A 23,392-nucleotide genomic window follows, 5' to 3' on the forward strand; every position below is an offset into this window, starting at 1 on the left:
CCCATGACCGTCCTCTCGGCCTTCACGGCGGTCGCGGTGCTCCTGACCCTGGCCTACGCCGTGCTCAACGGCTTCAGGGATGCCTCCAACGCCGTCGCAGCCGCGGTCCGCACCCGGGCGCTCACCCCGGTGGTTGCGGTTGTTGTCGCGGCCTTTTTCGCCTTCCTCGGCACCATCGCCACCTCCGGGCTCAGTGCGGCCCTGGTGGATGCCCTGGACATCCATCTTCCCGACGGGGTTGGCGGGCTCAAGCTGCTCATCTGCGGCCTGCTGGCGGCCGGCGCATGGGGACTGTACTGCTGGTGGCGCGGGTTGCCGATGAGTTCCACCCACTCGCTGCTCTCAGGCCTGGTGGGGGCCAGCGGCGCGGCGGCGTTTACCGGGGACGCCTCCATGTCCGGAGCGTGGGCGCTGCTGCTCGGCTCGGTGCTGCTGCCGCTGCTGCTCTCCCCGATCCTCGCCTACACCCTGTCCTACCTGCTGGTGATCCCGGCGATGTGGCTGGTGCGGCACAATACCTCACGCACCGTGAACGAGGTTTCTCGCGCCGGGCAGGCGGTCACCGCGTGCGCGGTGGCCCTGGGCATGGGGCTGCAGGACGGCCAGCGCACCGGGGCGATGATTGCCCTGGTGCTGATCACCGGGCACGTGATGGATCCCGGACCGGTCACCTGGGCCATCCAGCTGGCCGCCGGGGCGGCGCTGTCCTTTGGCGTCCTGTTGGGCGGCTGGCGTATCACCCACACGCTGGGACGGCGCTTGGTGAACTTCGACCCGTTGCGCGGCATGATCGCCCAAGGTGTCTCCGCGGTGATGCTGTTCCTCGGCTCGCTGGTTTTCCACCTCCCCCTCTCAACTACCCAGGCGGTCACCAGCGGCATCGTCGGGGCCGGAAAAAACCAGGCCTTCGAATCGGTTTTCTGGCGCAATGCCATCAGGGTCGCCTGGCACTGGATACTGACACCCGTGGTGTGCGTTTTTGGCGGCGCGGTGCTCGCGTTGGCCACCAGTCCGTTGTTCTAGCGGCTCTCCCCGCGGCCTGGGGCACTAGTTTGCATCGGGTATGAACAAGCCCTCGACGGCGCAGCCGAACAGCGCGGCGAGCCTGGACACCGGCGGCAGGGGCGGATCGCAGGGGCCCTTCTCCAATGAGATGATGCTCTGGCTCGAGATCCCTTTGGCTTTGCGCCGTTGCGCCAGTGAGTTCTGCGCTAGCCCTCATGGACAGCCTCCTAATGAAACCACCAACGCCAAGCACCAACAACATGTTGCGGAACACGCCGGCCGACGCACGATCGCTCCAACGGTATTCCACCGAGTTCTCGACGTTGCGTGGCGCATTGCGCAGGGTGCCGCGGTCGACCAGCGGCCGCCAGAACAGCGCGGACAATGGCGGCCAGAAACTGAATCCAAACGCCAGCAGCGTGAGAATGAACCGGGACTCAGGCTCCGTGGCGGCGCTGAGCGCGGCCAAGCCCAGCGCCGTGGCCAAGAGAGCAATACATTGTGCTTAAAAACCAGCGGCGCACCTAGGTGCGCCGCTGGCGGTGATCCCCTCCAGGATCCCCGGAAGACCCCCCTTCCGGTTCACCTACCGACCTGCGATAAGCAGGCGGTAGACGAAATCTTTATCCGAAGCGTCCGGAGACGTAATCTTCGGTGGCCTTCTGCTCCGGGTTGGAGAAGATGGCGGCAGTCTCGTTGTACTCGATGAGCTTGCCCGGCTTGCCGGTGCCGGCAATGTTGAAGAACGCGGTCTTGTCGCTGACACGTGCGGCCTGCTGCATATTGTGGGTCACGATCACCACGGTGTAGTCGTTCTTCAGCTCGTTGATCAGGTCTTCGATGGCCAACGTCGAGATCGGGTCCAGGGCGGAGCACGGCTCATCCATCAGGATCACGTCAGGCTTCACCGCGATGGTCCGGGCGATGCACAGGCGCTGCTGCTGTCCGCCGGACAGGCCCGAGCCCGGCTTATCCAGACGGTCCTTGACCTCGTTCCACAGGTTCGCGCCGCGCAGCGACTTCTCCACCAATGAATCGGCGTCGGATTTGGAGATCTTTTTGCCGTTGAGCTTCACGCCGGCCAGCACGTTGTCCTTGATGGACATGGTGGGGAACGGGTTCGGGCGCTGGAACACCATGCCGATCTGGCTGCGCACGGTCACCGGGTCAACCCCCGCACCGTACAGATCATCGCCGTCCAGCAGGACCTCGCCCTCCACGCGGCCGCCGGGGATGACCTCGTGCATGCGGTTCAGGGTGCGCAGGAAGGTCGACTTGCCGCAGCCCGAGGGGCCGATGAACGCGGTGACAGACTTCGGTTCGATGTTGATGGAGACACCTTCAACAGCGAGGAACTTCGAGTAGTAGACGTTCAAGTCATTGACGTCGATACGTTTTGCCATGATGTTTATCCTTGAAAAATGTGGGGAGTTCGAAGGCCGGAGCTAACGCTCAACGACCCTTCTTGGGGGCGAAGATCTTAGCGATCAGTCGGGCGATCAGGTTCAGCGCCATCACCATGAGGATCAGCAGCAGGGCCGCGGCCCAGGCGCGCTGCGTCGACGGGTCGACGTTGGTGGGGCTGGTTGGCGTCATGATCTGGTAGTAGATGAACGTCGGCAACGTGGACATCCAGTTGGCGAACACGTTCATATTGATGTTGCTGGCGATTCCGGCAGTCACCAGGATCGGTGCGGTTTCACCGATCACGCGGGCGATGGCCAGGGTCACGCCGGAGGCAATGCCGGAGATCGCGGTGGGGATCACTACCTTCAAGATGGTCCGCCAGCGGCGCACACCCAGTGCGTAGGATGCTTCACGCAGCTCGTTGGGGACGATCTTGAGCATTTCCTCGGTGGAGCGGACCACCGTCGGGATCATCAGCACACTCAAGGCCACCGCGGCGACGATGCCCATACGGGAGTTCGGTCCCATGATCAGCCCGAAGAATGCGGCCGCGAACAGACCGGCAACGATCGAGGGAATACCGGTCATCACATCGACAAAGAAGGTGATTGCGCGGGACAGCGGACCGTTTTTGCCGTATTCAACCAGGTAGATCGCGGTGAGCATGCCCACCGGCACGGAGATCACGGTGGCCCACAGGGTGATCAGCAAGGTGCCGATCAGCGCGTGGTAGGCGCCGCCAACCACCGGGGTGCCGTTTTCGACGGTCTGGTTGTCAACCGCGCCGGTCACCCCGTTCATGGAGCTGAACAGGAAGTGCGCGTTCATCCCCGGCAAACCCTTTTCCAGCACGGTGTACAGCACCGAGGCCAGCGGGATCAGCGCCAGGATGAAGGAGGCGTAGATCAGGTAGGTCCAGGTCGCGTTGGTACCGCGGCGTTTGCCTTCCACCACGGTGGTGGTCACCGAGGCGGCAATCAGGAAAATCACCGCGGAGTAGATGGCGAAGGTGGCAATCGCGAAGCCGGTCAGCGTGGAGGCGGCGGCACCGAGGATGATCGACCCGCCGGCGATGGCGGGCAGGGCCCACTTCGGCAGTTTTCCCTTGGCCAGGGTGTTGCGTTTGCGACTTGGCGGGGTGGACTGCGTGGTGGTGTTGCTGCGTTGCGAAGTTGTCATGGCACTCATCAGTTGGCTCCGGAGAATTCCTTGTGGCGGGCGATGATTGCCCGGGCGATCATGTTCACAACCAGGGTGATCAGGAACAGAACCAGGCCGGCGGCGATCAGCTCGGCCAGACGCAGCCCGAAGGCTTCAGGGAAGTTCAGCGCGATCTCCGCGGCAATCGTCTGGTTGCCGGACTTGATCAGCGACGGGATGAGGTTGCCGGTGGAGAGCACCAGGGCCACGGCCATGGTCTCGCCCAGTGCACGGCCCAGGCCGAGCATGGTGGCGGAGATGATTCCGGGGCGGGCGAAGGGAAGCACCGCGGTGGTGATCATTTCCCAGCGGGTGGCGCCCAGTGCCAGGGCCGCTTCCTCATGCAGCTTCGGAGTCTGCAAAAAGATTTCGCGGCTCAGCGAGGTGATAATCGGAAGCACCATCACGGCCAGCACAATACCGGCGGTCAGCATGGTTTTGCCGGTCTGGCTTGCGGGGCCTTCGAAGATCGGGATGAACCCCAGGTTGGTGGCCAGCCAGTCGTAGCCGGGCACCAGGGCCGGGGCCAAGACCATGTAACCCCAGGCGCCGTAGATGACCGACGGGATGGCGGCCAGCAGGTCGATCACGTAGCCCAGCGGGCCGGCGATCTTGCGCGGAGCGAAGTGGGAGATGAACAGTGCCACTCCCAAACCGATAGGGGTGGCAATCAGCAGGGCGATGGCCGCCGCGATCACGGTGCCGATCACAATCGGCCAGATGTAGGTGAAGAAGCCGGCGCCGCCGGAAATGTCGGCCGGATCGGCCGTGAACGTCGGCAGGGCCTGGATGAGCAGGAAGACCGCCACCGCGAAGAGGGTGATCAGGATCAGTACACCGGCGCCGAGCGCGGCGCCTGAGAAGATCTTGTCCCCGGCGCGGCCGGAAGTCGATGACTTGCTCGTCAAAGCATTGGTAGTCATTGGCTAAAGCCTTTTCGGAATTTGGAGGGTGTTGCAGCAGCAGCTGCGGGGGTGGAGGGGGTTGGTGCGGGCGGTTTCCCGCCCGCACCGGGTGCCGGTGACCGGCGTGGTACTACTGGGCTACGGTGATGGAATCGATGGCGGCGGTCGCCTTCTCCTCCATGCTGGTCGACAGCGGAGCGTTGCCGGCCGAATCCGAGGCGACCTGCTGGCCGGCAGCCGAGACGGCGTACTTGCCAAAGGCCTTGACCAGGTCAACGGTCGCCTGATCCTTGTAGGTGGTGCAGAAGATGTGGTAGGAGAGCAGCACGATCGGGTAGGTGCCGGCCTCGGTGGTGTCGCGTTCGAGGTCCAGGGCCAGGTCGTTCTCGGCTGCGCCCTCAACCGGGGTTGCAGTCTCCAGCGCCTTGGCCGCCGCCTCGGCGGAGATCTTGGTGTATTCCTCGCCGACCTTGACGTTCACGGTGGACAGGTCGCCCACGGCGGAGAAGTCGGCGTAGGTGATGGCGCCGTCGGTCGAGCCGGCGGTGGAAACCACACCGGAGGTGCCCTTGGCGTTCTCCGACTGGATATCCGATGGCCAGTCGCCGGAGACGTCGTAGGTCCAGACATCGCCCGCTGCGGCCTTCAGGTACTCGACGAAGTTCTCGGTGGTGCCGGACTCGTCGTTGCGGTGCACCACGGTGATCGCGGTGTCCGGCAGGGTGGCGTCTGGGTTCTGCGAAGCGATTGCCTCATCGTTCCAGGTGGTGATCTCCTTCTTGAAGATCTTCGCGATGGTTGCCGCGTCCAGGTTCAGCTCCGAAACACCATCCAGGTTGAATGCCACGGCGATCGGGGACACGTAGGCTGGCACGTTGAAGGCGCCGTCCGGGCCGCAAACCTGCTTGGCTTCCTCGGCCTCTTCCGGCTTCAGGTAGGCATCCGAGCCTGCGAACTGCGCGCCGCCGGCCAGGAACGCCTTGCGTCCGGCACCCGAACCATCCGGCGAGTACTGCACGTTTGCTTCCGGGTTCTCAGCCTTGAAGCCGGTGATCCAGGCTTCCATGGCCGACTTCTGGCTCGAGGCGCCGATGCCGGTCAGCGTGCCGGTGACCGCGGCGTTGGCGCTCGGCGTCTCACCGGAGGTCGAGGCCCCGGCGGCACCGGTTGGATTGTCGGAACCGCAAGCGGTCAGTGCGAGCGCTGCGACGGAAAGAACAGCAGCGGCACTGCCAAAACGATTGAGCTTCACGAGAGTTACTCCCCATAAAATTGGTAGATCTTGATCTGAACCTTGCAGCGGACATCTGTCTCGCTTCATTTATGAGGCTAAAGAGCCAAAGTAACCAGCTACCCCAGCAAAGGTGAACGAAAGGTTAACACCTGCTTTTGTTCGGCGTGATCCTGATCACCGCAATTGTTGTGTCCCTGCCAAGGCTCCCGGTGCGCCTCATGAAAGACTTAGGACCATGGCCACCGCCCGAACCACCGGCAGCAAACGCCGAGGCATCTCGAACTTTCTCACCCGGCGCAATGCCGCCGGCCTGGTCCGCGCCAAAAATTCCCTGCCACGGATCATGCGGATGACCCTCGGAGCCATCGGCGCCTTTTGGGTGGCCGAAGCCCTGCTAGGCCACACCCAGCCCATTTTCGCGGCCACCAGCGCGTTGATCTCCTTGGGGTTCGGCGGCGCGACCACCATCCGCCGCACCGCGGAGGTAGCCCTTGGCTGCACCTTGGGTGTGGCCCTGGGCGACACCCTGATGCACTGGCTCGGCCAGGGGATCTGGCAGGCCGCCGTGGTGATGTCGTTGAGCCTGGTGGTGGCCCGCTACCTCGACTCCGGCCCGATTTTCTCTACCCAGCTGGGAATGCAGTCGGCCCTGGTGGTGCTGCTGCCGATCAGCGTGGACGGGCCGTTCTCACGCTCCCTGGATGCGCTGGTCGGTTCGGCGCTGGCGTTGCTGATCATTGTGTTGTGGCCCTCGGACCCCAGGCGCACCCCCGTGGCCGCGCTGTCCGCCCTCTTCAAGGAGCTTTCCGAAGTGATGCTCGAATGCTCCTGGGCCATCCGGGACGACGATCGCCGCGCGGCCTTTCACGCGCTCATCAAGGCCCGAGCCACCCAGAAGCACCTGGATCAGCTGCCCGGCACCTTTAAAGCCGCCCACGAGATCGCTACCCTGTCCCCGGCCGGACGACGGCACCGCGAAGAGCTCACCAGGCTTTCGGAACGTTTCAACCACTACGACTGGGCCGCGCGTAACGCCCGCGTTTTCGCCCGCAGGCTCTCCGCGGTTCTAAGCAACAGCGCGTTGACCCCCGAGGGGTCGGCCAATTTGGCGCCGCTGCTGCGGGAGATCTCCGAAGGGATCAATTCGCTGGCCCATTCGGTGCGCGAACCGACCCTGGCCGGGCAGCACAAGTTCGAGAAGGGCGCGTGCAACCAGCTTGAAGCCGCGGCCGCTCAGCTGCACCCGCGCACCTTGGAAGTTGAAGGGCTGCAGGGAGAGGGGCTGGTGCTGTTGCTGCGCCCGCTGCTGGTCGACCTGCTGGAAGCCTCCGGGCTCAGCCACGAGGCGGCCATCGAGGCGTTGCCCAAGTTGTCCTAGCCGGTCGTTAACATTAACCCATGGCCAAAACTTCCACACGCAGCAAATCCACCGCGAGCTTCAAGTGCTCCGAATGCGGCTGGACCACGGTTAAATGGGTGGGGCGCTGCGGCGAATGCCAGGCCTGGGGCACGGTAGAAGAGGTCGGGGTGATCTCCTCGCGCACCGTCGCCGCGGCCAAGGTGGCCCACCCGGCTAAACCCATCGCGCAAATCGACGGTTCCGAAGCCGCTTTCAGACCCAGCGGGGTCTCCGAATTGGACCGGGTGCTCGGCGGCGGGCTGGTCCCGGCCGCCGCAATCCTGCTGGCCGGTGAACCCGGCGTCGGCAAGTCCACCCTGCTGCTTGATGTCGCGGCCAAGGCCGCCCACACCGGGCTGCGGGTGCTGTACTTGACCGGCGAGGAGTCGGCCGCCCAGGTCAAGTCCCGCGCCGAACGCATTAATGCGGTAGCGGAAAACCTCTACCTGGCGGCGGAAACCGATTTGTCATTGGCCCTGGGGCAAATTCAGGAGATCAACCCGGACCTGCTGATCCTCGACTCGGTGCAGACCTTCTCTTCGGCGGAGGTCGACGGCGCCGCCGGCGGCGTCTCCCAGGTACGCGAGGTCGCCGCGACCATCATCAATTCGGCCAAAACCCGGGCCATGACCACCATCATGGTTGGCCACGTCACCAAGGAGGGTTCGGTTGCCGGCCCGCGGCTCCTTGAGCACCTGGTAGATGTGGTGTGCCAATTCGACGGAGAGAAGCATTCCCGGCTGCGCATACTTCGAGCGCTGAAAAATCGCTACGGAGCCACGGACGAGGTTGGCTGTTTCGACCTGAATGAAGACGGCATCGAGTCGCTGACCGACCCGTCCAAACTGTTTGTCACCCGTACCCGCAACCCGGTTCCGGGAACCTGCATCACGGTGACACTCGAAGGACGCCGCCCCCTGGTCGCCGAGGTCCAGACCCTGCTCTCGCGCGGCGGCGGCCCAGCCCCGCGCCGGGCCACCAGCGGATTGGATGCAGCCCGCACCCAGATGGTGGTTGCCGTTTTGCAGGCCCGGGCCCACATGGATTTGTCCGCCATGGATTCCTATATCGCCACCGTCGGCGGGGTTAAGATCAGCGAACCCGCAGCCGATTTATCCTGCGCGCTGGCCCTGGCCTCCTCACTGAATGAATTCCCGCTGCCGCAGGACTTCGTCGCCTTCGGAGAGGTGGGGCTGGCCGGTGAGGTCCGCCAGGTTCCGGAGATTTCACGGCGCATCACCGAAGCCCAGCGCCTGGGTTTCTCCTTCGCCATGGCCCCGGCAACACCCGAGCCGCTGAAAAACATTCCGGAAGGGATTCGAGTCTTCCAGGTGGAAAACATCGCACAGGCATTGGATATCGCTTTTAACCAGCGGCAGAAACCCGCACGATAAAATGATTGTTGCTGCCCGCTGAAAGGACGCACGGTGAAATTGCATCCCGCACCCGAACTACTGACCACCCTGGCCCGGATCGCGCCGGGAACCGAACTGGCGCAAGGCTTGGAACGTATCCAGCGTGGACGGACCGGTGCTTTGATTGTGCTGGGGCACGACAAGGAAGTTGAATCCATCTGTTCCGGCGGCTTCCGGATCAACACCGACTACACCCCTACCCGCTTGCGTGAACTGGCCAAAATGGACGGGGCGATCATCCTGGACGCCTCAGCGCGCCAAATCCTGCAGGCCGGGGTGCAGCTGATGCCCGATGCACGGATCGAAACCCAGGAATCCGGTACCCGGCACCGCACCGCCGAGCGTGTTGCGGCGCAGACCGGTTTTCCGGTCATCTCCGTTTCGCAGTCCATGCAAACCATCACCCTGTACGCCGCCGGCGAGCGCCACGTGCTGGAGCCGGCCGAGCGGCTGTTGGCTCGCGGCAACCAGGCAATTGCCACACTTGAGCGCTACCGTCACCGGTTGGACCAGGTCACCAGCGCGTTATCCGCCGCTGAGATCGAGGACACGGCCACCGTGCGCGAGGTTTTGGCGGTACTCCAGCGCACCGAAATGTTGCGCCGCACCAGTGAAGAGATTTCCCGTTCGGTGCTCGAGCTCGGGGCCGACGGCCGCCTGCTCGCCTCCCAGCACACCGAACTTTTGGCTGGAATCCAGGTGGACAACCAGCTGCTGTTGCGCGACTATTCCCACGCCGAGGGCCAGGAGCTGGACATCGAGTCTGCCCTGGAAAAACTGCACGAAATTTCAGATGCCCAGCTGATCGAACCCGAGGCGCTGACCAAGATCCTTTTCCCGAATTCGACCGCGGACCAAGAGGATACCCTCACCCCGAAGGGATACCGGCTGCTCTCGCAGATCCGCGCCGTGCCCAAGGCGATCGGTGAGCGTTTGGTGGCGTCTTTCGACAACCTCCAGCTGTTGATGGCCGCTTCCACCAGCCAGCTGATGGAAATTGAAGGTGTCGGCGAACAGCGTGCCCGCTCGATCCGCGAGGGGCTGGCGCGGATGGCTGAATCCTCGCTGCTTGACCGCTACATCTAGGGGCCTACTTCAGCACAAACGTCGCCGGGTCGCTGGTCATTTCGCCGATCGCGGCGGTGAATTTGTAGGTTCCCGGCAGCGGTTGCACGTTGACCGCCTTGCAGCCGGGTGCCGAGCGGTTGCGGTTCCAGGTGAACTTCGCATTTTCCTTTTGCCCGGCCGCGAAGGAAAGCAGCACGTCCTCACCGTTGTCCAGGCAGTCAACCGTGGAGAAGATCCGGTCGGAGCCGCTGGAAATCAGGAATTCCTGCTGGCTGGTTCCCACGTTGACCTCGCACTCGCGCTCAGAGGTGTTTTCGATCCCCAGGGTGAGCACCGGTTCCTCCCCGGAGGCATAGGAGGACTGATCGGTGGTGGCGGTAATCTTGATTTCTTCGGCCTTGCAGCTGTTGGAGTCCGCTGGCGGGGCGCTTTCACCGGCGCTGGGTGAGGCCGTCGCGGACACCGGGGCCGCGGCCTCGGGCTGATCGTTTCCGCCAAAGATTCCCGCAATCGCGGTCGCACCCCAGATGATGAGCCCAACCAGCACCAGGGCCAAAACGGCCACGGTGATGCGCCGGCGCCGATAGACGCGGGCCGATGGCTTATCCCCCGAAGTGTTGCTCATGGCTTAAGGCTAGTTCATTCTCCGGCCGCTCCGTGTGATTTTTACCGGTTCTGCACCGTGAATCAGCTGACTTAGAGTGGATGGGTGCAGCAAATTCACGAGAAGATCAACCACTGGTATCTGAATAACCAACGCGACCTGCCCTGGCGCCGCCCCGGGGTGACCGGCTGGGAGGTCATGGTCAGTGAATTTATGCTTCAGCAAACCCCGGTTGTCCGGGTTCTGCCGGTTTGGGAAGCTTGGATGCAGCGCTGGCCCAGGCCGCAAGATCTTGCGGCGGAACCGTTGTCTGAAGCGCTCAAGGCGTGGGGCCGGCTCGGTTACCCCAGGCGTGCGCAGCGCCTTCATGCGGCGGCAGTTGAAATCACCACCGAATACAACGGGCAGGTTCCGCAGAGCGAAGCGCAGCTTCGGGCGCTGCCCGGAGTGGGAGACTACACGGCGGCGGCGATTGCCTGTTTTGCCTTCGGCGAGCCGACGGTGGTGGTCGACACGAATATCCGTCGGGTGCAGGCGAGGCTTTTCGGCGGCATGGCGCTGCCCGAACCGAATCCCCGCGCCAGCGAGTTCGCCCGAGCGCGCGAGGTGCAACCGGCCGAGCCTCACACCGCGAATCTCTGGAACATCTCGGTGATGGAGCTTGGCGCGTTGGTCTGCACCGCGCGCAGCCCCAAATGCGAGCAATGCCCGGTGTTCGAGCAGTGCGCGTGGATTGCCGCCGGCCGGCCTGACCCGCACTACACCCCCAAGGGGCAGGCCTGGCATGGCACCGACCGCCAGGTGCGCGGCGGAATCATGGCCGTGTTGCGCGAACACGACGAACCGGTTCCCGAAGCTTCGTTCCTCACGGACTTATCGAGGCAAACACACCCGAAGTATGTGGCCTTGGGCAAGCTCCAGGCCCCGCTGCAGCAGCGCGAGCGTGCGTTGGCCGGGCTGCTCAAGGACGGCCTTGCAATGGCCGAGCCGGAAGGAATCCGCCTGCCGTCCTAGGCTCACGGCGGCGCAGGAGGCGGACTACAAGGAAATGATCATCCGGGTGTTACCCAGGGTGTTGGGTTTCACCCGTGCCAGATCCAAGAATTCTGCCACACCTTCATCGCGGGAAAGCAGGATTTCCTGGTAGACCGAAGGATCTACCGCGCTCTGGTCAGCCATGACGCTGAAACCCTGTCGTTCGAAAAATTTCACTTCGAAGGTCAGGCAGAATACCCGGTGCACCCCGACCTGGCGCGCGCGCTGGAGCAATTCGGTGAGCAGCACATGCCCCACACCCTTGCCACGCTGTTCATTGGAGGTGGCCAAGGTGCGGATCTCTGCAATATCTTCCCAAATCACATGCAATCCGCCGCAGCCGACGACGTTTCCCGCCGCGTCTTCGGCAACCACAAATTCCTGAATGGACTCGTAGTAGGTCACCGCTTCCTTGTCCAGCAGGATACGTTCCTCGGCCAAAGGTCGCACAAGGTTGCGGATTGCGGGAACGTCGCTGGTCTTCGCTGAACGGACGGTAAAGGTATTCACCTTCTAAATCCTATGCCCGCGCGATTCCAGATTCGAGCTTCGTACCCGATGTGTCATGGAGGGCACCATGCCACGTGACCTGTGCCAAACTTGGTTGCGGTGAGAAGAATCCACCGAACCAAAGGATGAGAATGTCGCAGAGCACAGCACGCCCGGGTATGGGGCTGCTTTCCATCCTGCTTGCCGCGGTGGGCATCGCGCCGCTGCTGAACTACGGGCTGAGCGCAACCAGCGACCTGATCATCAACGACCTCGGTATCAGCGAGACACAATTCGGGCTGCTTGCCACGGTGTGTTTTGGTTGCGCGGCTCTCGGCAATGCCGCTTTCGGCACGTTCGCCGACCGCCAGCCGGATACCCGGCTGCTGTTGATCGTGTTCGGGTTGGCCGCCGCGGCCATGGGTATCGCGGCAATTCCGGCGGGTTACGTTGTTCTGCTGGTTGCCGCCGGCATCTCCGGTTTCGCTCAGTCTTTCCCCAATGGGGTGACCAACCGCATCCTTGCCCAGCGGGTTCCACCCGAGAAGCGCATCGGCTGGACTGGGGTGAAACAGTCGGGTGTCCAGGTTTCCCAGCTGATCGGCAGTGTGGGATTCCCCCTGTTGGCGGCCGTCATTGGCTGGCACGGCGCCTCGCTGGTTGGCGCGGTGCTGGCCGCCATCGTGGGTGTCCTGGCAGTTCGGGTGCTGGCCGTGGTTCCGCTGCTCCAAGTACCCAAACCGGCCGCGCCGCGGTCCAGCCAATCCACCAGCACTGATAGTTCCTCGCCGCGTTTTATCATTTTCGCGCTGACACTTTTCGGCTTCGTCAACGGCATCGGGGTGCAGGCCACCAATTTCTACCTGCCATTGTTCGCGGTACGCGAGTTGGATTTCTCGCTGGTCGCCGGCGGGATGACCGCAGCCGTAGCTGGTGTGGTGGGGGTCAGCGCCCGGGTGGGCTGGGGCCGGATGATGTCACGAGGTGTCGCCGCGCCCAAGCTGTTGCTGCTGCTGGCGGCCCTGGCCGCACTCGGAGGTTGCGGGTTCTTGCTGGCCCAACAGACCCATTCAACGGCCGCGCTGTGGTTAGCGGTCCTGTTGCACGGGGCCTCGGCGCTGGGTGTCTCGGTGGTGTTGATGGCCGCATTATTGCGTTCAATTCCGGTCAGCCGGATGGGCAGCGCCAGCGGTATTGTCTCCGCGGGGCAATTCGGCGGATTTACCGTCGGGCCGTTGCTGATGGGACTGCTCATCAGTTCGCCAGGCGGGTTCACCGCAGGCTGGATCACCGTGATAGGCATCTACCTGTGTTGCACGGCGCTCGGACTGTTCCTCGTATTCCGGCGCCGGACAAGGAGCTGAGCCTTGGACCACCAAGCGTTAAAAACTCTCGCACACCTTCGCCGGGCGCGAGACCTGATGGACCGGCACTTCGCGGACCCGCTGGATGTTCCTGCGATGGCGCAGCGTGCGCTGATGTCTCCTGCGCATTTTTCCCGCGAGTTCAAACGGGCCTATGGTGAAAGCCCGCATTCCTACCTGTTGACCCGGCGTATCGAACGGGCTATGCATTTGTTGCGTGCCGGACACAGTGTCACCGAGACGTGCATGCAGGTGGGATGGACCTCCCTGGGGTCGTTCAGCACCCGTTTCACCGAGGTGGTGGGTGAATCTCCGTCGGCTTACCGGGAACGGGAACACACGCAGACCGAACAGATTCCTGCCTGCATCGCAAAAATCCTGTTGCGCCCCGAACGATTCTGAGCAGTTTTGAAGAAGCGCCGGTGCGCCGGCGCCCCTAGGCTGAAGACATGACAAACATTTCAGTGCAATATATCCCCGTGACCGTGCTGGACGTTGATGAAGCCCTCGGGTTCTATCGCGACGGGTTGGGGTTGGAAGTCGTCTCCGATGTGGCCAATGCGGGCTTCCGTTGGGTTTCCCTGGCAGTGCCCGCACAGGGCGGGCTGAACCTGGTGCTTTCTGCCCCGGGCGCCGGCCGCTCCGATGAGGATGCCCAGGCGCTCGGCGAGCTGGTGGCCAAGGGCGCGTTGGGTGGTTTGGTGCTCACCGTGCCAGAGCTCGACACGTTGTTCGAGTCGCTCTCGGCCAGCGGAGCGGAGGTGCTGCAGGAACCGATGCAGCAGCCGTGGGGACCACGCGATTGCGCCTTCAGGGATCCTTCGGGCAACATGGTCCGCATTAATCAGGCAGCTTAGGAGACCAGCACATGGCGACAACCGACCAAGAAGGATTCAGCGCCGCTGAAAAGGCCGCGATGAAGGAACGTGCGGCAGAGGTCCGCGCCCCCAAAAAGCGCATGACCAAAGCCGAAAAGGCGGCCCAGGCACGCAAAGACGTAGAAGAGAAGATTGCTGGTTATTCCGGAAGCGATCAAGAGATCGCGCAACGCTTGCACCGCATCATCACCAGCACCGCCCCGCAGCTTGAACCAAAAACCTGGTATGGAATGCCGGCCTATGCCCTGGACGGCAAGATTCTTTGTTTCATCCAGGATGCCCAGAAATTTGAGGCCCGCTACCTGACCCTCGGGTTCAACGATGTGGCGCGGCTGGATGCGGGCACCATGTGGCCGACCTCGTTTGCCATCACCGCGCTGGATGACCAGCTGGAGGAACAGATCGCGGCGCTGGTGGCTCAGGCTGCGGCAAGCTAGGACAGGCTCTCTCGTTGCGCGGCGGGCAGCACCCTGCTGAGCACCACTGCCGTGAGGCTGAAGCCGATGAGCAACGCCAGCAGCCCCCAGCCGATCGTGCTCGCACCGTCTGCAGGAGCCTGTCCGGCGTTTGCGCTGGCCATCGTGCCCACGCCGAGCCCCAGCACACCGTACCCCGCGGCGAGGGAGCACACAACAATTGATTTGTTTCCGGTGTACCAGTGGCCCAGGCTCGTGAAGTCCAGGCACGTCCAGGCCCCGATGCCGAAGGCCAGCACCGCAATCCCGGCCGCGCTTCCCACAACAACCAGCGTTGAGGTGTAGCCGATTCCATCGGGACCAAGGTGGCGGGCGAGCGCCTGAGGCAGGTGTTCCCGCAGCTGCAGGTAGAGCCCAGCGTATGCTAGCAATGCCACGCAGGGCCCGACCAGGAGCAGGTAATATTTGCGCACTGTGGACATACCCAACAGCCTAACAGCACAAAACCCGCGGGGCGCGGACTTGGATTTCTCCAGGTCCGCGCCCCGCGGGTTTCAGGGTCTGCGGCTTAGCTTTCCAGCGCGGCCGGTGCCGGCTCGCCTTCAAGCTCGCCGGTGCCGCCTTCGGCGTGGAATGTGAACTTCCGGCTCTCGCCTTCACCTTCGACGTCAACGGTGACCTTCTGGCCGGTGACAACCTGGCCGAACAGGATCTTCTCGGAGAGCTGATCCTCGATGTCGCGCTGGATGGTGCGGCGCAGCGGGCGGGCGCCCATGGCCGGATCGTACCCGCGCTGCGCCAGCAGGCTGCGTGCGGCGGCGGTCAGTTCGATCGTGATGCCACGCTCGTCCAGGCGCTTGCGCAGGCGGCCGATGAACAGGTCGACGATCTCTTCGATCTCTTCCTGGCTCAGCTGCGGGAAGACCACGATGTCGTCAACACGGTTCAGGAACTCCGGACGGAAATGCTGGCGCAGTTCCTCCTGGACCTTTGCCTGCATCCGCTCGTAGCCGGTGCGGGTATCTCCCGAGGCCTGGAAACCGGTCATCACACCCTTGGAGATGTCCCGGGTGCCGAGGTTCGTGGTCATGATGATGATGGTGTTCTTGAAGTCCACCACACGACCCTGCGAGTCGGTCAAACGGCCGTCTTCCAGAATCTGCAAAAGCGAGTTGAACAGGTCCGCGTGGGCCTTCTCGACCTCGTCGAAGAGCACCACGGAGAACGGACGGCGGCGAACCTTCTCGGTCAGCTGCCCGCCTTCTTCGTAACCGACGTAACCTGGAGGTGCACCGAACAGACGTGAAACCGTGTGCTTCTCCGAGTATTCGGACATGTCCAAGGTGATCAGCGCGTCCTCTTCACCGAAGAGGAATTCCGCCAACGCCTTGGCCAGCTCCGTTTTACCCACACCGGTTGGGCCGGCGAAGATGAACGAGCCGCCGGGGCGGTTCGGATCCTTCAGGCCCGCACGGGTACGACGGATCGCCTGGGAGATGGCCTTGATGGCCGAATCCTGGCCGATCACACGCTTGTGCAGCTCGTCTTCCATGTTCAGCAGTCGCGTGGACTCTTCCTCGGTCAGCTTCACTACCGGGATACCGGTCGAGTTAGCCAGAACCTCGGCAATAAGCTCCTCGGTGACCTCGGAAATTTCATCCAGGTCGCCGTTGCGCCAGGCCTTTTCCTTGTCGTTGCGGGCCTCGATGAGCTTGGACTCCTTGTCGCGCAGCGATGCCGCACCCTCGAAGTCCTGGGCGTCGATGGCCGCTTCCTTCTCCAGGCGGACGGTGGCGATCTCCTCGTCCATCTCCTTGAGCGCAGGAGGGGCGGTCATCCGCTGGATGCGCAGGCGGGCGCCGGCCTCGTCGATCAGGTCCACTGCCTTGTCCGGCAGGAAACGATCCGAGATGTAGCGGTGCGCCAGCTGCGCGGCGGCCTGCAGCGCGCCGTCGGTGATGGTCACCCGGTGGTGCGCCTCGTAGCGGTCACGCAGGCCACGCAGGATCTGCGTGGTCAGCTCAACCGAAGGCTCCTTGACCTGGATCGGCTGGAAACGGCGCTCGAGCGCCGCATCCTTCTCGATGTTCTTGCGGTACTCATCCAGGGTGGTTGCACCAATGGTCTGCAGTTCACCGCGGGCCAGCATCGGCTTCAGGATCGAGGCAGCATCGATCGCGCCCTCGGCGGCTCCGGCACCCACCAGGGTGTGGATCTCGTCGATGAACAGGATGATGTCGCCGCGGGTGCGGATTTCCTTGAGGACCTTCTTCAGGCGTTCCTCAAAGTCGCCGCGGTAGCGGGAACCGGCCACCAGTGAACCGAGGTCCAGGGTGTACAGCTGCTTGTCCTTGATGGTTTCCGGTACGTCGCCACGCACGATCGACTGGGCCAGGCCCTCGACAACCGCGGTCTTACCAACACCAGGTTCACCGATCAGTACCGGGTTGTTTTTGGTACGGCGAGACAGAACCTGCATCACACGTTCCATCTCGTGCTCGCGACCGATCACCGGGTCCAGCTTGCCTTCGCGGGCGGCTGCGGTGAGGTTGCGGCCGAACTGGTCCAGGACGGCAGAGCCTGCCGGCACACCTTCGGCTTGGCCGCCCGAGCTGACGCCGGCCGAGGCGGTTTCCTTGCCGCCCTGGTAACCGGACAGCAGCTGGATGACCTGCTGGCGCACCCGACCCAGATCGGCACCGAGCTTCACCAGCACCTGGGCGGCGACGCCTTCGCCTTCGCGGATCAGGCCGAGCAGGATGTGCTCGGTACCAATGTAGTTATGCCCCAGCTGCAGCGCTTCGCGCAGCGAGAGCTCCAAAACCTTTTTGGCGCGAGGAGTGAACGGGATATGACCGGATGGTGCCTGCTGGCCCTTGCCGATAATCTCCTGTACCTGCTCGCGGACGGCACCCAACGAAATATTCAGTGACTCGAGCGCCTTGGCGGCCACACCGTCACCTTCGTGGATTAGACCGAGCAGCAGGTGCTCGGTGCCGATGTAATTGTGGTTGAGCATGCGCGCCTCTTCTTGGGCGAGCACGACAACTCGACGGGCACGGTCGGTAAATCTCTCAAACATCTTCGGCACACTCCTTGCTTACCAATAGTTCGATGCTACGCACCCACGGCCCGCAATTCTCCCTTGTTCGCCACGGGGATAACCGCGGTAGATACTTCACGATCGCTTCAGATCGGGCGCATCACTCCGGACGGCCGAAATGAATTCATTTGCACACCAACTAAATAACACGCAATATGATGACCTAATTCGGTTTAAAAAGCGATAGAGAGCCCGTACTCAAAAAGTACGGGCTCTCTACTCAGATGCCTATTTCATAACGCCCAATTTACTTGGAGCGGTTACGTCCACCTTTACGCATAGCTGCGTTGTAGGCGTCAACAACATCAGCATTCAAACGCCCACGAGCGTTGACCTTAATGTTGTTATCCTTAGCCCAGGCGCGAATTGCAGGGGCTTCGCTAGTCGCGGTCTGCTTCGATGAACGTGCAGCCTCAATGTAAGGCTCCAGTGCCGCATGGAATTGCGCAGCGTGCTCATCGTTCAAATCAATCTCGAAATGCTGACCTGCAACACTGAAAGCAATCGACTCGGTCGCTTCGCTACCATCAATATCGTCAATCAGTGCAATTTGAACCTGACGTGCCATTTGAGAATTCCCTCCGGCTCTATTCCTGTAAAGTACCGCTTGTAAGCACTACTCTAATTTCGTAGCTCAAGTATAGACATTGCCGCGAAACATTTCGAATTAGAAGATCTATTCACAAGAAATTATCAGGATTTGCTTATTCGCTTGCTGGGCGCGTATCAGAATCGGTCCGGTTCTGGATTAACGCATCAGCTTCTGCTTCCGCTTGTCGTTCTTTACGGTCCGCATTGGTAAGCCCTTTCATGACATACCAAAAAAGCAGGCCTAGTGCGATGCTGGGAACGAACGCCTCAACAAATGGCATGTTAATTACGCCTCCGGCTTGAGAAGTGGGAACAAAATGGTCTCACGAATACCTACATCGGTAAACAACATCACCAATCGGTCGATGCCTAGGCCGATGCCGCCCATGGGTGGTGCACCGTATTCCAGCGCCCGCAGGAAGTCCTCATCAAGCTGCATGGCTTCCGGATCGCCACCTGCAGCCATCAGCGACTGCTCGGTCAGGCGTTCACGCTGGATCACCGGATCAATCAATTCGGAGAATGCGGTACCGCGCTCCATACCACCGATGATCAGGTCCCAGGCCTCGATGACGCCGGGCTTGGAACGGTGCGGGCGTGCCAGCGGCTGAGCCAACGGCGGGTAGTCGCAGACGAAAGTTGGGTCGATCAGGGTCGGCTCAACGATCCCACCGAAAAGCTCAATGACCAGCTTCTGAGCGCTCCAGGCCGGGTCGAACTTCACCTCGTGCTTGACCGCGATCTCGCGCAGCACCGAGGCATCGGTTTCGGGGGTGATTTCTACTCCAACCGCGTCGGAAAGACCCGGATAAACGCTGACCCAGCGCCATTCACCGTCTAGATTGACGGTGCCCTTGGAAGTTTCAATGGTGCGACCGGCGCCAATGGCATCCGCGGCGTTGAGGATGATCTCCTTGATACGCTCCGCCATGACAAACTGGTCGGCGTACGCTTCGTAGCACTCGAGCGTGGTGAACTCCGGCGAGTGGGTCGAGTCAACACCTTCGTTGCGGAAGATACGTCCCACTTCGAAAACGCGGTCGACCCCGCCAACGACACAACGCTTGAGGTACAGCTCGGTCGCGATGCGCAGGGTCATTTCCTGGTCAAAGGCGTTCAGATGGGTCTTGAATGGGCGAGCCGAGGCGCCACCGTGCACCAGCTGCAGCATCGGGGTCTCAACCTCGACGTATTCATGGTTTTCCAGCGTATTGCGCACCGCGCGAACGATTGCCGCACGCTTGTAGACCATTTCGCGGGCTTCATTGCGGACGATCAGATCCGCGTAGCGCTGGCGCACACGGGTTTCCTCGTTCAAGTCGGCATGCAGCACCGGCAGCGGGCGCAGTGCCTTGGAAGCCATCTGGAACGAATCCGCCATGATGGACAGCTCGCCGCGGCGTGAGGAAATCACCTTGCCGGAAACAAAAACGTGGTCGCCCAGGTCAACCAGCGACTTCCATTGGGCGAGGCGCTCCTCACCAACATTGGCCAGCGAAAGCATTACCTGCAGGCGGACTCCGACACCCTTCGGGCCACCCTCTTGCAGGGTCGCGAAGCACAGCTTTCCGGTGTTGCGCATGAACACGATACGGCCGACGACACCCACGACGTCCTCGGTTTCGTCGCCTGCTTCTAGGTGCGCGTATTTCTCGCGGACCTCCTGCAGACTGTGGGTACGGGCAACACCAACTGGGTAAGCTTCCTCACCGAGCGCCTGCAACTGGTTGCGCTTATCGGTGCGGACCTGTCGTTGGTCGTTCGGATCAGGGGCCTGTGCGGAATTATTTTCGGAAGTCACAATATCCCATTCTACGTGTGATTCCGGGGGCGATGAGCTGATCATGATCAGACTTACATCGCACCATAGGTTAACACCGCGGGCGCGGAAGTCGTTCGACTTCCGCGCCCGCAAGGTGGACTACCAGATCACTACGCGCTCTTCTGGCTCCAGCCACATCCCGTCACCCGGCTTCGTGCCAAAAGCCTTGTGGAAAGCATCAAGGTTTTTTGGCACCTGGTTGCAGCGGAATTCACCGGGAGCATGCGGGTCGGTAGTCACCCGGACCACTGCGGTCTCCGGGCGGATCAACGTACGCCAGCATTCGGCCCATGAGTAGAAGAAACGCTGGTCTCCGCTGACCCCGTCGATGACCTCGTCTTCAATGATTCCATTGGCGGCAAGTTCAAGCTTGTACGCCTTGTAGGCAATACCCAGACCACCCAGGTCTCCGATATTTTCGCCCAGGGTCAGCGCCCCGTTGACCTGATGGTCTGGGGCTTCGGTCGGGCTGAGCGCGTTGTACTGGTCAACCAGCTTTCCGGTCAACCGTTCGAACGCTTCACGGTCCTCATCGGTCCACCAGTTTGTTAGCTGCCCGCTACCGTCGTATTGCGAACCCTGGTCGTCAAAACCGTGACCAATTTCGTGGCCAATTACCGCGCCAATCGCACCGAAGTTCGAGGCAACATCACGGTCGACGTCGAAGAACGGCAGACGCAAGATCGCGGCTGGGAAAGCGATCTCGTTCAGCAACGGGTGATAGTACGCGTTGACCGTCTGCGGGTACATAAACCACAGCTCGCGATCCACACCGTCGTCAATCTTTTTCAGTTCGCGCTTGAATTCGAACTCATTGGTAGCCGCGCGGTTGGCAATCACATCCAACTCATCGGTTTCAATTGAAGAGTAGTCAATCCACTGATCCGGGTAACCGATCTTTGGACGGAATTTCGAGAGCTTGTCCAGTGCCTTCTGGACGGTGTCAGCACCCATCCAAGGAAGGTTGCTGATGGAAATCCGGTAGGCCTCAATGAGTCGCTGAACCAGTGCGTCCATGGCGGTTTTGGCTTCGGGCGGGAAATTTTTTGCCACGTAGAGCTGGCCGAGGTCTTCACCCACAGCGCCCTCGGTGAAGGACACTCCTCGCTTCCAGCGGTCCTTGAGCTTCTCAACACCACCGAGTTTTGCCGAGTAGAAGGCAAAGTTCTCATTCACGAATGCGCTGGACAGGTAGGGTGCGAACGAACGCAGGACCTGCACGGTTAGCCAGTTTTTCCAAGCTTGCAGCGGTTGTTCCTGAAGCAGGGTGGAGAGTGCCTCGATGTAGCTTGGCTGCCACAGAACCACCTCTTGGAAGTATTTGTCAGTGATTCCTGCGCCGGCCAGCCAGTCGCGCAGACCTGGCATGAGACCGAACAGATCTTCACCGGAAAGCAGGTTGTAGCGGGCTTGCGCGTCTCGCACCTTAACCCGGTCCCAGTGGTGGGATGCGAGGGCAGTCTCGAGCTGCACCACGGAAGCTGCAGCTTCTTCAGCCTGATCATGCCCGCCCAAGCTCAACAGGCGCTCCAGGTGTTCACGATAGTCTTCTACGGTCTGGGCGAACTGTTCTTCGCGGTAGTAGGACTCATCTGGAAGCCCCAGCCCTGCCTGCAGGAACGTGAGCAGGTTGCGCTCTGGGTTCCCGGCATCATTCATGGCCCCGATGTCAACGAATCCGCTGATCCCCTTGCGGTAAAACGCGCCGGATAGCTCCAGCAGGCCCTTGACGTCATTGACCTGTGCAATGGACTGAAGGTAACTGGCAACAGGAGCGGCACCGCGTTCCTCAATAATCTGTTCATTCATGAACGATCCATAAAGGTGAGCAATGCGACGTGTTGCAGCGTCGATTTCCTTACCGGATTCGTGCGCCGCTACGGCATCTTTGATAATGGCGTGGACTGCCGACTCCGCTTCATCACGCAATTCCATAAATGAACCATAGATTCCCTGATCGCTGGGGATCGTCGCGGTTTCAAACCATTTACCGTTGCTATGGCGATACAGGTCATCCTGCGGGCGAATGGAGTCGTCACGGTACTTCAGCACATCAGGCAATTCGGTCGTCAAGAAACTACTCCTTCATAGAAGATCGGGCTAAACCTATTACACACTGTAGCCAGTTCTTGGGAAATAGTGCCCTTCGCATTGAGTCATCCACCAACGGCTTAAACGGTTGTTGCCCCGAACACCGCGGTGCTCGAGGCAACAACAACCTCAGAAACGGGTTAGCTCGATGCGTCTAGGCCTAGCTCCAGATATCATCACCGCGCAGTGAAGCATCAGCGCCGCCGTCAATATAGATGGTCTGGCCGGTCACGTGGGTATTTTCCTCGCTGGTCAGCCACAGCAACAATTTCGCGATGACAACGGCTTCGGAATGGTAGTTCAGTGGCATCGGCACGTGAGCATCGACGCCGGCTCGGCCTTCCTCGGTGGCGAGCAGCTCGCGGGTCATGTTGGTGATCACGGTGCCGGGCGCTACTGCGTTCAGTGGGATGCCGGCGCCAGCCCAACGAGGGGTGATGCATTCGCGTCGAACCCAACGACTCAGTGCGCGTTTTGACGACGGATAGTTCAGGTAGCCGGCTCCAGGGCCTTGCTCCTCCAGCGTTTTACCGATGGCCAACGCTGCCTGTTCGTCCCCGTCCAGCAGTGCATCGACAAGCTCAGCGGAATTGGGCTGGAGGGAAGCCATAGAAGAGACGACCGCGACGCGTGGTGCGTCTGCCGTGGACAAAGCTGGCAAAAGCCCCTCGAGGTATTCAGTGACGCCGAAGTAGTTCACGGCCACGGTCAGTGCTTTGGGTGCAGAAATTCCAGCAGCAGCAATGACAGCATCAACCCTGCCTTCACTCAATCGCAGCGTTTCATCGATTGCAGCCTGCCGACCTTCAGCGGTGGACAGATCAGCGGTGATTTCTGCACCGCGAAGATCTACCCCGATGACCTTTTGGCCGCGTTCTCTCAGGAGTTCTACGGTCGCCATGCCGATTCCCGATCCCGCGCCAGTTACGATGTAAGTTCTCAAAACCAAAGCCCACAATTCATCTCGTTGTCTACCGCTAAACCGCTATTGAAGAGTAGCGGTGAGCGCTTAAACGACAGACTAACGACGAATGCTTGAATAGCAGGAAATCCTGTTCCGTCCAGACCATCATTGTCTAAGGCAACGACCGGGATTTAAAGATACGAACAGGGCCGCGCTGGCCCGTCGTCAGGCAGAGAAAACACCGTTAAACACGAAAAAGAGGGCCCCACCAGGACCCCCACCAACACCACACCCCACAAAGAGCAACACCCCACCCCACAAGGAGCAAACCCCGGGTTAAACAAGAGAAGGGCCCCAACACACACACTGTGTTAGGACCCTCCCCCTATCAAGTTAAGTCCGGCGGTGACCTACTCTCCCACACCCTCACGAGTGCAGTACCATCGGCGCAATGGGCCTTAG

Annotated in this window: 23 protein-coding genes; 10 read left to right on the plus strand and 13 right to left on the minus strand. The window is 61.6% G+C overall.

Annotation, left to right across the window (positions count from 1 at the left end; genetic code table 11):
* The first annotated feature begins 3 nt into the window (after positions 1-3).
* A complete protein-coding gene (locus ACIOWL_RS18980; protein ID WP_400388796.1) occupies positions 4-1,023 on the plus strand; it encodes an anion permease in 1,020 nt (339 codons plus the stop codon).
* A gap of 212 nt (positions 1,024-1,235) precedes the next feature.
* Positions 1,236-1,514: a hypothetical protein gene (locus ACIOWL_RS18985; RefSeq protein ID WP_400388799.1), complete on the plus strand. Its 279-nt coding sequence runs from the start codon at positions 1,236-1,238 to the stop codon at positions 1,512-1,514.
* A 114-nt stretch (positions 1,515-1,628) separates the two neighbouring features.
* Here the strand turns inward: ACIOWL_RS18985 and pstB are convergent, their stop codons facing one another.
* From pstB to pstS, 4 genes are all read right to left on the minus strand, one after another.
* Positions 1,629-2,408, minus strand: coding sequence for a phosphate ABC transporter ATP-binding protein PstB (pstB, locus tag ACIOWL_RS18990; RefSeq protein ID WP_400388802.1), 780 nt, complete (start codon positions 2,406-2,408; stop codon positions 1,629-1,631).
* Between the two features lie 49 nt (positions 2,409-2,457).
* The gene (gene pstA, locus ACIOWL_RS18995) at positions 2,458-3,600 is read right to left on the minus strand and encodes a phosphate ABC transporter permease PstA (RefSeq protein WP_400388806.1); all 1,143 of its coding nucleotides are present in this window, start codon (positions 3,598-3,600) and stop codon (positions 2,458-2,460) included.
* A complete protein-coding gene (pstC, locus tag ACIOWL_RS19000) occupies positions 3,600-4,535 on the minus strand; it encodes a phosphate ABC transporter permease subunit PstC (RefSeq protein WP_400388809.1) in 936 nt (311 codons plus the stop codon). Before pstC ends, pstA begins: the two co-directional genes overlap by 1 nt.
* A gap of 112 nt (positions 4,536-4,647) precedes the next feature.
* Positions 4,648-5,769, minus strand: a complete 1,122-nt coding sequence (gene pstS, locus ACIOWL_RS19005; protein WP_400388812.1) for a phosphate ABC transporter substrate-binding protein PstS — start codon at positions 5,767-5,769, stop codon at positions 4,648-4,650.
* A gap of 217 nt (positions 5,770-5,986) precedes the next feature.
* Between pstS and ACIOWL_RS19010 the strand changes: the two genes are divergently transcribed.
* From ACIOWL_RS19010 to disA, 3 genes are read left to right on the plus strand one after another with little or no spacing between them, the layout of a single operon-like run.
* Positions 5,987-7,129 (plus strand): aromatic acid exporter family protein, encoded by a 1,143-nt coding sequence (locus ACIOWL_RS19010; protein WP_400388815.1) that lies wholly within the window; start codon positions 5,987-5,989, stop codon positions 7,127-7,129.
* Positions 7,130-7,149: 20 nt separating this feature from the next.
* Entirely contained in the window at positions 7,150-8,544 is a 1,395-nt protein-coding gene (gene radA, locus ACIOWL_RS19015) for a DNA repair protein RadA (protein WP_400388818.1), read from the plus strand.
* A 33-nt stretch (positions 8,545-8,577) separates the two neighbouring features.
* Complete coding sequence (gene disA / locus ACIOWL_RS19020) at positions 8,578-9,651, plus strand: DNA integrity scanning diadenylate cyclase DisA (RefSeq protein ID WP_400388820.1); 1,074 nt, start codon at positions 8,578-8,580, stop codon at positions 9,649-9,651.
* A 4-nt stretch (positions 9,652-9,655) separates the two neighbouring features.
* Here disA and ACIOWL_RS19025 read toward each other — a convergent pair whose 3' ends face one another.
* Positions 9,656-10,258, minus strand: a complete 603-nt coding sequence (locus ACIOWL_RS19025; protein WP_400388822.1) for a hypothetical protein — start codon at positions 10,256-10,258, stop codon at positions 9,656-9,658.
* An 84-nt stretch (positions 10,259-10,342) separates the two neighbouring features.
* On the opposite strand from ACIOWL_RS19025, the gene ACIOWL_RS19030 reads away from it, so the two are divergent.
* The gene (locus ACIOWL_RS19030; RefSeq protein ID WP_400388825.1) at positions 10,343-11,251 is read left to right on the plus strand and encodes an A/G-specific adenine glycosylase; all 909 of its coding nucleotides are present in this window, start codon (positions 10,343-10,345) and stop codon (positions 11,249-11,251) included.
* Between the two features lie 24 nt (positions 11,252-11,275).
* Here the strand turns inward: ACIOWL_RS19030 and ACIOWL_RS19035 are convergent, their stop codons facing one another.
* Complete coding sequence (locus tag ACIOWL_RS19035) at positions 11,276-11,782, minus strand: amino-acid N-acetyltransferase (RefSeq protein ID WP_400388828.1); 507 nt, start codon at positions 11,780-11,782, stop codon at positions 11,276-11,278.
* 131 nt (positions 11,783-11,913) lie between these two features.
* On the opposite strand from ACIOWL_RS19035, the gene ACIOWL_RS19040 reads away from it, so the two are divergent.
* From ACIOWL_RS19040 to ACIOWL_RS19055, 4 genes are read left to right on the plus strand one after another with little or no spacing between them, the layout of a single operon-like run.
* Entirely contained in the window at positions 11,914-13,125 is a 1,212-nt protein-coding gene (locus tag ACIOWL_RS19040) for an MFS transporter (protein ID WP_400388831.1), read from the plus strand.
* 57 nt (positions 13,126-13,182) lie between these two features.
* On the plus strand, positions 13,183-13,527 hold the full coding sequence (locus ACIOWL_RS19045) for a helix-turn-helix domain-containing protein (RefSeq protein WP_400388863.1): 345 nt from the start codon (positions 13,183-13,185) through the stop codon (positions 13,525-13,527).
* Positions 13,528-13,574: 47 nt separating this feature from the next.
* Positions 13,575-13,982, plus strand: coding sequence for a VOC family protein (locus tag ACIOWL_RS19050; RefSeq protein WP_400388834.1), 408 nt, complete (start codon positions 13,575-13,577; stop codon positions 13,980-13,982).
* Between the two features lie 11 nt (positions 13,983-13,993).
* Positions 13,994-14,440 carry an iron chaperone gene (locus tag ACIOWL_RS19055; RefSeq protein WP_400388837.1) on the plus strand — a complete coding sequence of 149 codons (447 nt, stop codon included), beginning with the start codon at positions 13,994-13,996 and terminating at the stop codon, positions 14,438-14,440.
* On the opposite strand, the gene ACIOWL_RS19060 is transcribed toward ACIOWL_RS19055, so the two are convergent.
* The 7 genes from ACIOWL_RS19060 to ACIOWL_RS19090 all read right to left on the minus strand — a co-directional run bounded on the left by ACIOWL_RS19060 (position 14,437) and on the right by ACIOWL_RS19090 (position 22,969).
* Entirely contained in the window at positions 14,437-14,901 is a 465-nt protein-coding gene (locus ACIOWL_RS19060; RefSeq protein WP_400388840.1) for a hypothetical protein, read from the minus strand. The genes ACIOWL_RS19055 and ACIOWL_RS19060 overlap by 4 nt on opposite strands.
* 86 nt (positions 14,902-14,987) lie before the next feature.
* Positions 14,988-17,501: an ATP-dependent Clp protease ATP-binding subunit gene (locus tag ACIOWL_RS19065; RefSeq protein WP_400388843.1), complete on the minus strand. Its 2,514-nt coding sequence runs from the start codon at positions 17,499-17,501 to the stop codon at positions 14,988-14,990.
* 268 nt (positions 17,502-17,769) lie between these two features.
* On the minus strand, positions 17,770-18,090 hold the full coding sequence (locus tag ACIOWL_RS19070; RefSeq protein ID WP_400388846.1) for an Lsr2 family protein: 321 nt from the start codon (positions 18,088-18,090) through the stop codon (positions 17,770-17,772).
* A gap of 136 nt (positions 18,091-18,226) precedes the next feature.
* Positions 18,227-18,394 (minus strand): hypothetical protein, encoded by a 168-nt coding sequence (locus ACIOWL_RS19075; RefSeq protein WP_400388849.1) that lies wholly within the window; start codon positions 18,392-18,394, stop codon positions 18,227-18,229.
* A 5-nt stretch (positions 18,395-18,399) separates the two neighbouring features.
* A complete protein-coding gene (gene lysS, locus ACIOWL_RS19080) occupies positions 18,400-19,959 on the minus strand; it encodes a lysine--tRNA ligase (RefSeq protein WP_400388852.1) in 1,560 nt (519 codons plus the stop codon).
* A gap of 75 nt (positions 19,960-20,034) precedes the next feature.
* On the minus strand, positions 20,035-22,008 hold the full coding sequence (locus ACIOWL_RS19085) for a M13 family metallopeptidase (protein WP_400388855.1): 1,974 nt from the start codon (positions 22,006-22,008) through the stop codon (positions 20,035-20,037).
* A gap of 178 nt (positions 22,009-22,186) precedes the next feature.
* Positions 22,187-22,969 carry an SDR family oxidoreductase gene (locus ACIOWL_RS19090; RefSeq protein WP_400388858.1) on the minus strand — a complete coding sequence of 261 codons (783 nt, stop codon included), beginning with the start codon at positions 22,967-22,969 and terminating at the stop codon, positions 22,187-22,189.
* Between the last annotated feature and the right edge of the window lie 423 nt (positions 22,970-23,392).

Source organism: Glutamicibacter sp. NPDC087344 (assembly GCF_044744225.1).
Classification (GTDB): Bacteria; Actinomycetota; Actinomycetes; order Actinomycetales; family Micrococcaceae; genus Glutamicibacter.

What these genes read in the sequence shown, in the direction of transcription:
- pstB (WP_400388802.1), bottom strand. Translation starts at nt 2,408, where the DNA reads ATGGCAAAACGTATCGACGTCAATGACTTGAACGTCTACTACTCGAAG.
- ACIOWL_RS19075 (WP_400388849.1), bottom strand. Translation starts at nt 18,394, where the DNA reads ATGCCATTTGTTGAGGCGTTCGTTCCCAGCATCGCACTAGGCCTGCTT.
- ACIOWL_RS19010 (WP_400388815.1), top strand. Translation starts at nt 5,987, where the DNA reads ATGGCCACCGCCCGAACCACCGGCAGCAAACGCCGAGGCATCTCGAAC.
- ACIOWL_RS19065 (WP_400388843.1), bottom strand. Translation starts at nt 17,501, where the DNA reads ATGTTTGAGAGATTTACCGACCGTGCCCGTCGAGTTGTCGTGCTCGCC.
- ACIOWL_RS19060 (WP_400388840.1), bottom strand. Translation starts at nt 14,901, where the DNA reads ATGTCCACAGTGCGCAAATATTACCTGCTCCTGGTCGGGCCCTGCGTG.
- ACIOWL_RS18980 (WP_400388796.1), top strand. Translation starts at nt 4, where the DNA reads ATGACCGTCCTCTCGGCCTTCACGGCGGTCGCGGTGCTCCTGACCCTG.
- ACIOWL_RS19045 (WP_400388863.1), top strand. Translation starts at nt 13,183, where the DNA reads ATGGACCGGCACTTCGCGGACCCGCTGGATGTTCCTGCGATGGCGCAG.
- ACIOWL_RS19070 (WP_400388846.1), bottom strand. Translation starts at nt 18,090, where the DNA reads ATGGCACGTCAGGTTCAAATTGCACTGATTGACGATATTGATGGTAGC.
- ACIOWL_RS19040 (WP_400388831.1), top strand. Translation starts at nt 11,914, where the DNA reads ATGTCGCAGAGCACAGCACGCCCGGGTATGGGGCTGCTTTCCATCCTG.
- lysS (WP_400388852.1), bottom strand. Translation starts at nt 19,959, where the DNA reads ATGATCAGCTCATCGCCCCCGGAATCACACGTAGAATGGGATATTGTG.
- ACIOWL_RS19025 (WP_400388822.1), bottom strand. Translation starts at nt 10,258, where the DNA reads ATGAGCAACACTTCGGGGGATAAGCCATCGGCCCGCGTCTATCGGCGC.
- ACIOWL_RS19050 (WP_400388834.1), top strand. Translation starts at nt 13,575, where the DNA reads ATGACAAACATTTCAGTGCAATATATCCCCGTGACCGTGCTGGACGTT.
- pstA (WP_400388806.1), bottom strand. Translation starts at nt 3,600, where the DNA reads ATGAGTGCCATGACAACTTCGCAACGCAGCAACACCACCACGCAGTCC.
- pstC (WP_400388809.1), bottom strand. Translation starts at nt 4,535, where the DNA reads ATGACTACCAATGCTTTGACGAGCAAGTCATCGACTTCCGGCCGCGCC.
- ACIOWL_RS19055 (WP_400388837.1), top strand. Translation starts at nt 13,994, where the DNA reads ATGGCGACAACCGACCAAGAAGGATTCAGCGCCGCTGAAAAGGCCGCG.
- ACIOWL_RS18985 (WP_400388799.1), top strand. Translation starts at nt 1,236, where the DNA reads ATGAAACCACCAACGCCAAGCACCAACAACATGTTGCGGAACACGCCG.
- radA (WP_400388818.1), top strand. Translation starts at nt 7,150, where the DNA reads ATGGCCAAAACTTCCACACGCAGCAAATCCACCGCGAGCTTCAAGTGC.